This window comes from Kosakonia sp. ML.JS2a (assembly GCF_025642095.1).
Lineage (GTDB): Bacteria > Pseudomonadota > Gammaproteobacteria > Enterobacterales > Enterobacteriaceae.
In genome coordinates this window covers 3,729,160-3,742,578 of record NZ_CP106754.1, presented here as the reverse complement: position 1 = coordinate 3,742,578, position 13,419 = coordinate 3,729,160, and the positions used below count along the sequence as shown (strand labels likewise).

Annotated in this window: 13 protein-coding genes; 11 read left to right on the top strand and 2 right to left on the bottom strand. The window is 56.5% G+C overall.

Annotated elements, in window-relative coordinates:
• Positions 1-4 precede the first annotated feature (4 nt).
• Positions 5-547 carry a flavodoxin family protein gene (locus tag N7922_RS17835; protein ID WP_263097574.1) on the bottom strand — a complete coding sequence of 181 codons (543 nt, stop codon included), beginning with the start codon at positions 545-547 and terminating at the stop codon, positions 5-7.
• A 208-nt stretch (positions 548-755) separates the two neighbouring features.
• On the opposite strand from N7922_RS17835, the gene N7922_RS17830 reads away from it, so the two are divergent.
• The 7 genes from N7922_RS17830 (at position 756) to N7922_RS17800 (ending at position 8,480) form a co-directional block, all read left to right on the top strand.
• Positions 756-1,646 carry a LysR family transcriptional regulator gene (locus tag N7922_RS17830; RefSeq protein WP_061496769.1) on the top strand — a complete coding sequence of 297 codons (891 nt, stop codon included), beginning with the start codon at positions 756-758 and terminating at the stop codon, positions 1,644-1,646.
• A gap of 243 nt (positions 1,647-1,889) precedes the next feature.
• Positions 1,890-3,989, top strand: a complete 2,100-nt coding sequence (locus N7922_RS17825) for a TonB-dependent receptor (RefSeq protein WP_263097573.1) — start codon at positions 1,890-1,892, stop codon at positions 3,987-3,989.
• Between the two features lie 41 nt (positions 3,990-4,030).
• Positions 4,031-4,939 (top strand): ABC transporter substrate-binding protein, encoded by a 909-nt coding sequence (locus N7922_RS17820; protein WP_263097572.1) that lies wholly within the window; start codon positions 4,031-4,033, stop codon positions 4,937-4,939.
• Positions 4,936-5,916 (top strand): FecCD family ABC transporter permease, encoded by a 981-nt coding sequence (locus N7922_RS17815; RefSeq protein ID WP_263097571.1) that lies wholly within the window; start codon positions 4,936-4,938, stop codon positions 5,914-5,916. Before N7922_RS17820 ends, N7922_RS17815 begins: the two co-directional genes overlap by 4 nt.
• The gene (locus tag N7922_RS17810) at positions 5,906-6,937 is read left to right on the top strand and encodes a FecCD family ABC transporter permease (protein ID WP_263097570.1); all 1,032 of its coding nucleotides are present in this window, start codon (positions 5,906-5,908) and stop codon (positions 6,935-6,937) included. The genes N7922_RS17815 and N7922_RS17810 overlap by 11 nt, the downstream gene beginning before the upstream one ends.
• 15 nt (positions 6,938-6,952) lie before the next feature.
• Positions 6,953-7,747 (top strand): ABC transporter ATP-binding protein, encoded by a 795-nt coding sequence (locus tag N7922_RS17805; RefSeq protein WP_317633843.1) that lies wholly within the window; start codon positions 6,953-6,955, stop codon positions 7,745-7,747.
• Entirely contained in the window at positions 7,734-8,480 is a 747-nt protein-coding gene (locus N7922_RS17800; protein ID WP_263097569.1) for an IucA/IucC family C-terminal-domain containing protein, read from the top strand. The genes N7922_RS17805 and N7922_RS17800 overlap by 14 nt, the downstream gene beginning before the upstream one ends.
• A gap of 12 nt (positions 8,481-8,492) precedes the next feature.
• On the opposite strand, the gene N7922_RS17795 is transcribed toward N7922_RS17800, so the two are convergent.
• Positions 8,493-9,287 carry an IclR family transcriptional regulator gene (locus tag N7922_RS17795; RefSeq protein WP_263097568.1) on the bottom strand — a complete coding sequence of 265 codons (795 nt, stop codon included), beginning with the start codon at positions 9,285-9,287 and terminating at the stop codon, positions 8,493-8,495.
• Between the two features lie 245 nt (positions 9,288-9,532).
• Here N7922_RS17795 and yiaK point away from each other — a divergent pair, with 245 nt between their 5' ends.
• From yiaK to N7922_RS17775, 4 genes are read left to right on the top strand one after another with little or no spacing between them, the layout of a single operon-like run.
• Positions 9,533-10,531 (top strand): 3-dehydro-L-gulonate 2-dehydrogenase, encoded by a 999-nt coding sequence (gene yiaK, locus N7922_RS17790; RefSeq protein ID WP_263097567.1) that lies wholly within the window; start codon positions 9,533-9,535, stop codon positions 10,529-10,531.
• A gap of 10 nt (positions 10,532-10,541) precedes the next feature.
• Positions 10,542-11,009, top strand: coding sequence for a YhcH/YjgK/YiaL family protein (locus N7922_RS17785; RefSeq protein WP_263097566.1), 468 nt, complete (start codon positions 10,542-10,544; stop codon positions 11,007-11,009).
• 24 nt (positions 11,010-11,033) lie between these two features.
• Entirely contained in the window at positions 11,034-11,969 is a 936-nt protein-coding gene (locus N7922_RS17780; RefSeq protein ID WP_263097565.1) for a DUF4862 family protein, read from the top strand.
• A gap of 52 nt (positions 11,970-12,021) precedes the next feature.
• Positions 12,022-13,341, top strand: a complete 1,320-nt coding sequence (locus N7922_RS17775) for an MFS transporter (protein WP_263097564.1) — start codon at positions 12,022-12,024, stop codon at positions 13,339-13,341.
• Positions 13,342-13,419: the final 78 nt, after the last annotated feature.

The window sequence follows — 13,419 nt, the reverse complement described above, 5'->3', positions numbered from 1 at the left end:
TAGATTAAATAATGAAGTTGCTTTCGAAGTAATTCTTAATGGAAAGAATAAACTCGTGTTGTTCCTCAATTTCTCCGACGCGATCGGCTTCACCTTTGAAGGTGTGGCACAGCGACATGCCGAGAAATTCGCAAATGTATTCAAACTGGGTGGTAATAATGTCCGCTTTGTGTTGCGGATTATCGCCACCGATCACAATCAGGACGATTTTTTTACCCTGACAGCGCTGGCGAAAGTCGGGAATTTTCTTTAATGATTCAGAGAATCGATCGATGAAAATTTTCATCGTTCCCGAAATGCCATACCAGTAAACCGGGGAAACAAAAACGGCCACGTCGCTGTGCAGAAATTTATTGATCAAATAATCGTAATCATCGGTGACGGGCTTATATTTGAGATCGGTTTCCCGATAATCTTCATACTGTGTGATAGTAAAGTCTTTAAGGCGAAACGCCTCAGCGTCGAAGCCGCTAAACACTTTTTCAACGATAACGGAACTGTTGCCCGGATAGCGGGAGCTACCATTAAATACTACAAATTTACTCATGCGCTTAACCCCGAACCACTGCGGTGAATATCACTGATAATCGTGATGGGAATGCGTCACACATAAACCGTGGCGAGTACCGCCATCTCGTCTTGTGCTGCTGGCATTATTAGGCAAAAACCAGGAGGGGATAAATAGTCATTCTTTTTATTGATTTATTACTGTCAGTTTATAATCATGCGAATACTGACGGTCGGAGTATCGAAAAATGGACTACCTGAAAAGCGTTGAAGCGTTCATCCTTTCTGCGGATAAAGGCAGTTTCACCGCCGCCGCGGAGGTGATGTGCATTACCCCTGCAATGGTGGGCAAGCACATTCGCGAGCTGGAGAAGCGGCTCGGTTGCCAGTTGATCCACCGCAGTACCCGACGCCAGGGGCTGACCGGCGCAGGGCAACGTTTTTACGCGCACGGTATTCAGATCCTCTCCGCCGTGCACGAAGCGGATACCATTGTTCATCGCCTGAATGATGAAGTGGCGGGCGACCTGCGCATCAGCGCGCCAGTGGCGTTTGGCAACCGCGTGCTGACACCGGTGTTAACGCCTTTCTTACTGCGCTACCCGGAAGTGAATATCGATCTGGTATTGACCGACCGGCGTGTTGACCTGATTGAAGAGCGTTTCCAGATTGCCATTCGCATTGGCAATGTGCGCGATGAGGGGTTAATCGCCTTGCCGATGCCCCCTTATCGCATGCTGCTGGCGGCATCGTCCGCCTACCTTGAAGCCTACGGCACGCCGAAGACGCCTGAAGATCTGGCGAAACATAACTGCATCAGTTTTACCCAGTGGCAATCAAACCATTTCTGGCAAATGGAAGGGCCGGGAGGGCGCTACGAAGTGGAAATCATTCCACGGCTGATTGTGAACTCCGGTGATGCGGTTCGTCAGGCGGCACTGTCGGGGCTGGGGATTGCGTTTAATTCCGCGGTGATCCTTGAAGCCGATATCATTTCCGGCAAGCTGCACCGGGTATTGCCGGATTACACGCCGCCGATGCGACCGATGCATTTATTGCGTTTGCCCATCCGACCCGTTCCCTCCACGATCGCTGCCTTTATTGAACATCTGTCGGAAGAAAACCTGATCGGGCAGTAACCTGCGCTGACCGCCGGGCGACCACTTTCGCCTGGCTATTGCTGTCGTTCCCTTCTCCTCTTTCCTTTTCTCTGTGTTGTCGCTGGCGCATGTTTTTTCAGTTTCGGCGCGGAAATATTCACTTTACATTTTGTTTTTGATAATGATAATCGGTATCAAATTGTTTCTTATTGTTGTTATTTGATTTTATTACGGAATGATCCCCTGCGGTTGTGGGGGAATAGAAGAATGAGGATAGCTTGCATGAGATTTTCCCCGCTGTACGGCGTGCTCTCATTGGTCATCGCCGCTCCGCTTTATGCGCAGAGTGGAACGGGCGATAACAGTGACGAAATGATTGTGACCGCCACACGAACCGACGGTTCGCGCAATGATTCCCCCCAGGTCATCAAAGTCATCACCGAACAAGAGATCGCGCAGCAGCGTCAGGTCACCTCTGACACGTCGCAGATCCTCAGTAACCTGATCCCGTCATTTTCTCCGCCGCGGCAAAAAATGTCCGGCAGCGGGGAGACGCTGCGTGGCAGAACGCCGCTGGTGATGATTGACGGCATTCCGCAATCTAACCCGTTGCGCCCGACAGGACGCGAAATGCACACCATTGATGCGTCGATGATTGAGCGGATTGAAGTGATCAAAGGGGCCAACGCCAGCAACGGCGTAGGAGCCACCGGCGGGGTGATCAACATTATTACCAAACGTGCAAAGCCGGGTACGGTGAACCAGCACGTCAGCGTGGAAACCACCACGCCAACGGCGGCATTCGATCGCGATACGCTGTCGTACAAAACCAACTACAGCATCAACGGCAGCGAAGAGTACATCGATTACCTGTTTGCATTGAGCTATGAAGATCAGGGCCTGTTCAAAGACGCCAATCATCACGCCATTGGTGTTGATAATACGCAGGGCGATTTGATGGATTCCCGCGCCTGGGATCTGCTGGCGAAAGTGGGCTACTGGCTGGATAACGATCAGCGCGTGCAACTGAGCCTGAATCGCTACCGCCTGAAAAACAAAGATAACTACGTCAGTGTGACCGGCGATCGCGAGGCCGGTATTGTCACCACGTCGGTGAAAGGCAACCCGGAAGGCGTCGCGCCGCATAACGATGTCTGGACGGTTGGCACCACCTACGATAATTACAACCTGGCGGGCATGAAGCTCAATGTGCTGGCGTATTACCAGCGCTACGAAGCGCTGTTTGGCGCCACCAACTCCTCGTCATTCCAGGATCCGAACATTGCGCCCCTCGGCACGCTGTATGACCAGACGCGGGCGTACACCGATAAGTACGGTAGCAAAATTGCCCTGACCAAAGACGACATCTGGGACGATCGCATTAAGGCGACGGTCGGTTTCGACACGCTGTTTGATAACTCCAAACAGGATCTGTGGGGCACCGGGCGCACCTATGTGCCGGAAATTAATTACACCGATCTGTCGCCGTTCCTGCAACTGGAGTACAGCCCGGTGGCATCCGTCAAACTTAGCGGCGGTGTGCGCTATGAATATGCGCGGCTCAATATCGACAGTTACCAGACGGTATGGGCCAACGATCGCGTCACGGTGGAAGGCGGCAATCCGTCGTTCGATCAAACCCTCTACAATGCGGGCATTGTCTGGACGCCGGTTGAACCGCTGAGCCTGTTCGCCAGCTACAGTGAAGGTTTCACCGTGCCGGATGTCGGGCGCGTGTTGCGCGGTATAGACACGCCGGGCGTCAAACTGGATGATTACTCCGGTCTGCAACCGATCGTCACCAAAAACAGCGAAGTGGGCTTCCGCGTGCAGCACGCGCCGTTTGATTTTGAAGCCAGCTATTACCAATCCACCTCTAAACTGGGCAGCCGCGTAGAGCTGCTCAACGATGCCTTTGTTGCCCGCCGTGAGAAAACCGAAATTGACGGCGTGGAACTGAGTGCGGGCTATACGCCAAATGCGGACCACAAATTTACCGTCTCCTGGTCGCATATGCGCGGGCGTTACGACAGCGACAACAACGGCAGCCTCGATGCGAAGCTGGACGGCCTGAACATCGCTCCGGACCGCATCATCGCTAACTGGTCGGCAAACTGGAACGCGGAACTGACCACCTTCCTGCAGGCCAACTGGGCGCTCAGCAAGTCGTTTGATGACGCGGAGAAAGACTTCTCCGGCTACGTGCTGGTGGATGCGGCGGTCGGTTATAAACTGCCGTACGGTCAGCTCAGCCTGGGGATTTCTAACCTGCTGAATAAACAGTACATCACCTATTACTCACAGAGTGCATCCGTGGATGAGGATCGCTACTTCGCCGGGCGTGGGCGTACCGCAACGCTGGGCTACAGTCTCGATTTCTGACCCGCGTCGCCTCTGAAAAGGGGCGACAGCACGGATTGACGATGATGACTCCTGATTATTGCTCGCTGCGACGCAGACGATTACTCCAGGCACTCTTGCTTGGCGGTTTGTCGCCGTCGCTGTTTGCCGCCACGCCCCGTTTACCGCGCGTGGTTTCTCTGTTCCAGGGCGCGACGGACAGCCTGGTGGCGCTCGGCGTAACGCCGTGCGGCATCGTTGAGTCGTGGGCGGAAAAACCGGTGTACCGCTATTTGCGTCCGATGTTGTCCTCGGTGGCGCAACTGGGGCTGGAAACGCAGCCCGCGCTGGAAAAAATCGCCATGCTGCAACCGGATCGCATCGTTGCGTCGCGTTTTCGCCACCAGGATATCGTCCCCGTGATGGCGAAGATCGCCCCGGTGACGCTGCTGGATGATGTGTTTGAGTTTAAAAAAACGCTGACCGTGGTGGCGGATGCACTCGGCCTGAGCCCTGCCGCTGCGATGTTACTGCAACACTGGGACAGCCGTGTGGCGACGATCAAGGCCTTAATGGCGCGGCAGTTTTCCGCGCAAAACCCGCCGCAGGTCTCGGTGATTGAAGTCCGTCCGGACCACATCCGCAGCTATGTGGCGCACAGTTTTCCCGGCTCGGTGATGTCGGAACTGGGCTTTACGTGGAATGCGCAGGCGGCGCAAACCCGTAGCGCCTCGCTGCGCTTCTCCACGCTGGAGAACATCCCGCTGCTGGACGCGGATCTCTTTTTCATCCTGCTGCGCGCCAACAGCCCGGCCATTGACCGCCAGTACCGGCGATTGATTACCCACCCGCTGTGGCAGCAACTGCGGGCAGTACAAGCCCGGCGCATTATGACGGTGGACAGTGTGCCCTGGAGCCTATCCGGCGGCATTCTGGGGGCCAACCACATACTGGATGATGTTGAGCGTTTTGTGCGCGGGGAGGGGCCATGAAGTTTCTGCTCTGCGCGCTTTTGCTGGGAGTACTGGCATTGCTCAGCATGATGGCGGGCGCTGGCTGGTACACCCCGTCGCAGATTGCCGCTGCTCTGTTGCACCCGGAGGCGACCCGCGCGGCGGATACCATTATTCAGACCTCGCGTTTGCCGCGCACGGTACTGGCGATGTGCGTGGGCGCGTTTCTGGCGGTCGCCGGAGCGCTGATGCAGGCCTTAACCCGTAACCCGCTGGCTGCGCCGGGGCTGTTTGGCGTGAATGCCGGGGCGGCGCTGATGATTGTGCTGGCCGGTACGCTGTTTTCCATTGGCGACCCGTGGATCACTCTGCTGCTGGCGTTTCTCGGTGCGTGTACCACCGGCATGCTGGTGTGGTTTGTCAGCAACGTCAGCAATGGTCAGCTCAATCCGCTGCGGCTGGTGCTGGCCGGGGTGGCGATCACCGCGCTGTGTAACGCTTTCACCCAGGCAATCCTCGTTATTGATCAGCAAAGCCTCGATACGATGCTGTTCTGGCTGGCGGGCAGTCTGTCCGCCAGTGATGCGACGCGGCTTTATCCGCTGCTGTTGCCGGGCGCCGGGCTGGTGGTGATTGCGGTGCTGTTCGCGCGGCAGATGAATGTACTGAACGCCGGGGAAGCGATCGCCCGCGGGCTGGGGCAGAACATTGCCCGGGTGCGGTTGATTGCCAGTGTGCTGGTGGTTGGCCTTGCAGGCTGCGCGGTGGCGCTGGCCGGTAATATCGGCTTTGTCGGGCTGATGGTGCCGCACATTGTTCGCCAGATCTTTGGCAGCGATTTACGCCGGACCTTACCCGCTTGTGCGCTGCTGGGGGCGTTACTGCTGCTGGCGGCTGATATTGCTGCCCGGCTGATCATTGTGCCGCAGGAGGTGCCGGTTGGTGTGATGACCGCACTGCTGGGCGCACCGTTCTTTATCATGCTGGCGCAGCGAAGGGGGAGCCATGCGGGGTAATCCGGTGTTGCGCTGGGGTGCGTTTTCCCGCCAGTCCGCGCGCGGGCGTATCCCGTTGGTGCTGAGTTGCCTGCTTGTGACGCTGGTGCTGGCGCTGGTGTCGTTAAGCATTGGCGATGTGCTGCTGCCGCTTTCGCAGACGTTCACACTGTTGCTCAGCCCGGATGCGTCGCCGCAGAGTTTTATTCTGCATGAGCTGCGTTTACCGCGCGTGGCGCTGGCGTTACTGGCAGGTGGCGGCCTTGGCATTGCGGGGCTGATTATCCAGATGCTGGTGCGTAACCCACTGGCCTCGCCGGATACGCTGGGGGTCACCACCGGAGCCAGCGCGGGTGCGTTGATCTGGCTGGCGGGCTTCAGTGTGCAGTATGGCAGCGGCATGTTGCCTTATGCGGCGATGGCCGGCGCAGCGTGCGCGGTGGGGCTGGTTTTTCTGCTCAGTTGGCGCAAAGGGCTCACGCCGCTGCGGCTGATCCTGACGGGAGTCGGCGTTTCGGCGCTGGCAGGCGCGATTGTGTCGCTGGTGCTGGTGTTCAGCCCGCTCACCACCACGCTGTCGGCATGGGTCTGGCTGAGCGGCAGTGTGTACGCCGCCACGTGGGAAAAAGTGTTGCACCTGATTGCCGTCTATCTGTGGGCGGTTCCGCTGCTGTTTTGTCTTATCCGTTACCTGAACGTGCTGCAACTGAATGATGAGCAAGCGCTGGGGTTGGGGATTCGGGTAAACGCGATACGCATGTTGCTGATGCTCGGCAGCGTGGTGCTGGCGGGTGGCGCGATTGCGCAGGTGGGCGCGATGGCGTTTGTCGGGTTGATCGCACCGCACATTGCCCGGTTGTGGGTGCGTAACGGCTTTGTCGGCCAGGCCTGTGTGGCGGTAAGCGGCGGAGGCGTGATGGTGATGATTGCCGATCTGGCAGCTCGAACGCTGTTCCGGCCCGCCGATCTCCCGGCCGGGATTTTTGTGGCGCTTGCTGGTGCGCCATTCTTTTTGTGGCTGCTTATCCGGCAGCGGACGTAATGCAATGGGGAATCTGTGTCTCTTTCAACTGACAAGCTGAGCGTCAGCTATCAACAGCAAATGGTGATTAACGCGTTGGATCTGGCCCTGCCCGCAGGGCGCGTCTCGGTGCTGATTGGCAGTAACGGCTGTGGCAAAAGCACGCTGCTAAAAGCGATGGCGCGCCTGTTAACGCCGCAGTCCGGTCGCGTCATTCTCGATGGTCTGGATATCCATGCCAGCGCAACGCAACAGGTGGCGCAAAAGCTGGCGATCCTGCCGCAAACCCCGGTTGCACCGGAGGGGATCACCGTCCGCCAGTTGGTCAGCCTTGGGCGTTTTCCCTGGCAGAACTGGTTACGCCAGTGGTCCGAAGAGGACGATAAGCAGGTCAATGAGGCGTTGCGACTGACGGGCACTGCCTCTTTACAGCACCGCCCGGTGGATGCGCTCTCCGGTGGGCAGCGCCAGCGCGTGTGGATCGCCATGACGCTGGCGCAAGCCACCGGTACGTTGTTATTAGACGAACCCACGACCTATCTCGACCTGGCGCATCAGATTGAGATCCTCGAACTGTTACGCACGCTCAATCGCCAGCAGGGAAAAAACATTGTGATGGTGCTGCACGATCTCAATCTGGCCTGCCGCTATGCCGACCACCTGGTGGCGGTGCATGACGGGCGCGTTTACGCGCAGGGTGCACCGCAGCAGATCATGAGTGAAACACTGGTACAGGATGTGTTTAATCTGCGTTGCCGTATTATTGACGATCCCTTTTTCCACACGCCGTTGTGTATCCCTTTTCCTGGTGACTCGCATGCTGAGTCCTGAAGAGTACGCTTACCTGCACAACGCGTTTCGTCTGCGCAGCCTGGCGCAGGCGGATGAACGCAGCGTGCCCGCATCCGCCATGCTGGATGACGACACCTGCCGCGCGGTGTTGCAACGGGTGATGACGCTTATGGGCGCGCCGGATCTGGCGATTGCCGCGTCGTTGCTTGCCAAACGGCTGGCCTTTCTCGCTTCCGGCAACGTGCTGTATGCCATGACGGTGTTTGATAAAGGTCTGCCATTGTCGTTAACCGCCAGTCGACTGGAGTATGCGCACGATAATGGGGTGTGGCGCTCCTCGCTGCCGGTGGATGTTACCACCACGCAGGCCGCTTCTGGGGGGCGTGAGACGTGGCGTGCGGAGATTGTCAGCACGTTGTTTAAAGGCTATTTCGCGCCGCTGTGGCAAAGCCTGGCACGGGTGAGTGGCCTGCCGGAGGCTATCTTGTGGGAAAACACCGCCGTGCGGGTCTATTCGCTGTATCAGGGGCGCATGGAGACGCTGGATGCGGTGCAGGAACAGCGTCGGCAGGCGGATTTGCACTGGCTGCTGGAACAGGCTGAGCCGGAACAGTTTGGGCTGGCATGGAACCCGTTAAAACGCTTTCGTCGACCGTTGCAAAACAATGCAGCAGGGCAGGCGGTGCGTTTTCGCCGCACCTGCTGTTTTTATTACAAGGCATCACAACCGGTTGAGTATTGTCATAATTGCCCGCTGCTGAAAAAAAGCTAACGGGCATTTATTTTACGCTTCGGCTTCGTAGCCTAATTCCTGTGAAATTTCTTTGGCGGTATTTTGTAACGCCGCAAGCAGACGCGCTTCGCCTAATAATTCAAGGCGCGAAGTGGATAACGAAATAGAGACGGCATAAGGCACCCGACCATGAATGTCGAACACCGGAACCGCCAGGCAGGAGACACCTAACTCATTCTCTTCACGGTCTTTTGCCCATTTCTGCGCGCGGATCTCTTTCAACTCCTGTTGCATCACATCGAGCTTGTCAATGGTGTAACGGGTGAGCGGTTTAATATATTCGCGATGGCTTTTCCAGTATTGCTCCACATATTCCGGCTGACCGAAGGCCATATAGACTTTGCCCATTGCGGAGCAATATAACTCCTGATGCTGACCGATATAGGCCCGCGTTCTTAACATGCCGGTGGTCGGTTCTAATTTATAAATTAAAATCGCGTGGTCATCTTCGCGGGTGGAAAAGTTGATGGTTTCCCCGATCGCCAGATTGAGGGCTTCAAGATGGGGGGCGGCCACGTGAATAATATTCAGCGAAGACAACGCCTTTTGCCCGATGGCGATACATTTGGTGGTGAGCCGGTAGCTGCCTGCCGCGGGTGCCGGTTTGACATAGCCGCACGATTGCAGCCCCTGCAACAAACGGTGCACGGTGCTTTTGTTCAACTGAGCCAGTTCGGAAAGATGGGCTAAGGGGCAGCCATTCGGGTAGTTACTCAGAATATCCAGCAGTTGTAATCCGCGGAACAGGCTTTGACTGCCCGCCGGTTTCTCTTTTTCGTCTTGCATTGATGCGTTCTCGCTTCCTGCCGCTTTTGGACCCGTTAATTTTGCCAGCCTCAATACTAGCGCAAAATGGAACGGGCCACACAAAATCAGGTTATGTTTATAAGCCTTTGATAGTAATCAACTTCGAAATTTAAAGTGAAGCGTGGATCACACATCGGTGTTTTGTTATGTGGAATGGTATTTCGTATTTTGAAATTCAGGAGTATAAAAACAACACAGAAGTCCGATGCAACCAGGAGAAAAAGATGAAGGTTACCTTCGAAGAGCTTAAGCAATCCTTCAAACGCGTTTTGCGTTCCCGCAATGTGCGTGAAGAGACTGCCGACGCCTGCGCGGAGATGTTTGCCCGTACCACCGAGTCGGGTGTCTATTCACACGGTGTGAACCGCTTTCCGCGTTTCATTCAGCAACTGGATGCCGGTGACATCATTCCGGATGCACAGGCGAAGCGCATTGCGAACCTCGGCGCGATTGAGCAGTGGGACGCGCAGCGTTCGATTGGCAACTTAACCGCGAAGAAGATGATGGATCGCGCCATTGAACTGGCATCCGATCACGGTATTGGTCTGGTGGCGGTGCGTAACGCCAACCACTGGATGCGCGGCGGCAGCTATGGCTGGCAGGCGGCAGAGAAGGGCTATATCGGCATTTGCTGGACCAACTCCATCGCCGTGATGCCGCCGTGGGGCGCGAAAGAGTGCCGCATTGGCACCAACCCGCTGATTGTGGCGATCCCCTCAACGCCAATCACCATGGTGGATATGTCGATGTCGATGTTCTCCTACGGCATGCTGGAAGTGAACCGCCTGGCCGGGCGCGAACTGCCGGTAGATGGCGGCTTTGACGACGACGGCAAGTTAACGAAAGAACCCGGCGTGATTGAGAAAAACCGCCGCATTCTGCCGATGGGCTACTGGAAAGGTTCCGGTTTATCCATCGTGCTGGACATGATCGCCACTCTGCTGTCAGACGGGGCATCAGTTGCTGAAGTCACCGAAGAGAACAGCGATGAATACGGCATTTCGCAGGTGTTTATCGCCATCGAAGTCGACAAGCTGATCGATGGCGCAAGCCGTGACGCCAAGCTGCAACGCATTATGGATTACATCACCAGTGCGGAACGCGCGGATGAAAACGCACCTGTTCGTCTGCCGGGCCACGAGTTTACGCGCCTGCTGGAAGAAAACCGTCGCGACGGTATCACCGTTGATGACAGCGTATGGGCGAAGATCCAGGCGCTGTAAGGAGCGAACGATGCTATTCGGCCATATTTCACAGCCCAATCCCTGCCGTTTACCGGCGGCGATTGAAAAAGCGCTCGATTTCCTGCGCACCACGGATTTCCGCATGCTTGAGCCTGGCGTGGTAGAAATCGAAGGGCGCACCATATTTGCGCAGATCCTCGATCTCACCACCCGGCCCCGCGAGGAGCAAAAACCGGAAGTGCACCGCAAGTATCTGGATATCCAGTTTATGGCATGGGGTGAAGAGGAAATCGGTATTGCCATCGATACCGGTAATAACGTGATTGCGGAAAACTTGCTGGAGCAGCGCGATATTATTTTTTATCAGGCGAGCGAGAACGAATCTTTTTTTGAAATGGTGCCTGGCAGCTACGCGATATTTTTCCCGCAGGATGTACACCGTCCCGCTTGTAATAAATATCGCGCCACGCCTATTCGTAAAATTGTCGTCAAGGTGGCTATTTCTGCATTGAATTAATTCACGAATAAGCAGGAGCTAAATATGAAGCGTCATAACGCCGGTTATATTATCGGCGCGTATCCCTGCGCGCCTTCTTTTCACCAACAGGGGGAACAGCAAGAGCAGGATTTCTGGCGGCAACTGGCGGATACCCCGCACATTGCCGGGCTGGAGCAGCCGTGCCTGGAAGAACTGCATCCGCTTGGTGACGAGTGGCTGTTAACGCATACGCCGGGTGAGTGGCACATTGTCGTCACGGCGGTGATGGAAACCATGCGTCGCCGTGGCGGTGGCGAACGCGGTTTTGGTCTCGCCTCCAGTGATGAAGCGCAGCGCCGTGCCTGCGTGGCGTATTACCGTCATGTGCATGACAAGATCGCTGCGCTGAATGCCCGTTTCCCCGGCAAGGTCATCGCGCTGGAAATGCAGGCCGCGCCATTAGCAGGCAATGCCAGCGTGGAACAGGCCACCGAGGCGTTTGCCCGCTCGATCAAGGAGATAGCCAGTTGGGACTGGACGTGTGAACTGGTGCTGGAACACTGTGATGCCATGAATGCCGCTGCGCCGCGCAAAGGGTTTTTACCGCTGGAGAACGTGCTGGAAACGCTGGCGGGTTATGAGATCGGCGTGTGCATTAACTGGGCGCGTTCCGCCATTGAAGGGCGCAACACCACGTTGCCGCTGGCCCATACCCGGCAGGCGCAACAAGCCGGAAAACTGCGCGGGCTGATGTTTTCCGGTACCACGGAAAACGGCCCATACGGAGAGTGGCAGGATCTGCACGCACCGTTTGCGCCGTTCTGCCCGGAGAGTTTATTAACCGTCGACAGCGCCAACGCCTTATTTCAGGTCGCTGCGCCAGAGAGTTTGTCCTTTACCGGTATTAAATTACTGGAAATTGATGCCAACGCCAGTGTGGGACATCGCGTGGAAATATTACGCGACGGCATTAACGCCTTACATAAAGCCAGACAATAAATACAAAAATATCTGACATCGCATACCAGTTACTTTTAACGAGATGCTAATTATGAACACGTCCTCTTACTCTACATCTGCGGATATTCCGCGCCAGCGCTGGTTAAGAATAATTCCTCCTATTCTTATCGCTTGTATTATTTCGTACATGGACCGCGTGAATATCGCGTTCGCCATGCCCGGCGGGATGGATCAGGAATTAGGGATTTCTGCATCCATGGCTGGTCTCGCCGGGGGCATTTTCTTTATCGGTTATCTGTTCTTGCAGGTGCCGGGCGGCAAAATCGCCGTTCACGGCAGCGGCAAAAAATTCATTGGCTGGTCGCTGGTGGCCTGGGCGGTGATCTCCGTCCTGACCGGTATTGTCACCAGTCAGTATCAACTGCTGGCGTTGCGCTTCTTACTCGGCGTGGCGGAAGGCGGCATGTTGCCGGTGGTGCTGACGATGATCAGTAACTGGTTCCCGGATGCGGAACGCGGGCGCGCCAATGCCATTGTGATCATGTTTGTGCCGATTGCCGGTATTGTGACGGCGCCGCTTTCTGGCTGGATCATCACCGCGCTGGACTGGCGCTGGCTGTTTATCATTGAAGGTTTGCTCTCCATTGTTGTGCTGGTGCTGTGGACGCTTACGATTTATGACCGTCCGCAGGAAGCCCGTTGGATCTCCGACGCAGAGAAAAAATATCTGGTGGAGACGCTGGCCGCTGAGCAGCGCGCAATTGCCGGCAAAGAGGTGAAAAACGCCTCGCTGAGCGCCGTGCTGTCCGACAGAACCATGTGGCAACTGATTGCCCTCAACTTCTTCTACCAGACCGGGATCTACGGCTACACCCTGTGGCTGCCGACCATTCTGAAAGAGTTAACCCACAGCACCATGGGGCAGGTGGGCATGCTCGCCATCCTACCGTACCTCGGGGCCATCGCCGGGATGTTCCTCTTCTCGTCCCTTTCTGACCGTACCGGTAAACGCAAACTGTTCGTCTCCGTCCCGCTGCTGGGCTTTGCGCTGTGCATGTTCCTCTCCGTGGCGCTGAAAGAGAGCATCTGGCTGTCGTATGCGGCGCTGGTGGGGTGTGGTTTCTTCCTGCAATCGGCGGCGGGCGTGTTCTGGACCATTCCGGCGCGTCTGTTCAGCGCAGAGATGGCGGGCGGGGCGCGTGGGGTGATTAACGCGCTGGGTAACCTCGGCGGTTTCTGCGGCCCCTATGCCGTGGGCGTGCTGATCAACCTGTATAGCAAAGATGCCGGGGTGTACTGCCTCGCTATTTCGCTGGCGTTGGCGGCGCTGATGGCGCTGCTGCTCCCGGCGAAGTGCGACGCGGGAAACGTCTCAGTCAGCCCGGTCAGCACCCGTAAACGCGAAGCCTGACAACCAGCCCGGCGGCGCTGCGCTGACCGGGCAAGAGAATGACCGATTCTGTAAGCCGGATCAGGCCGTCGCCATCCG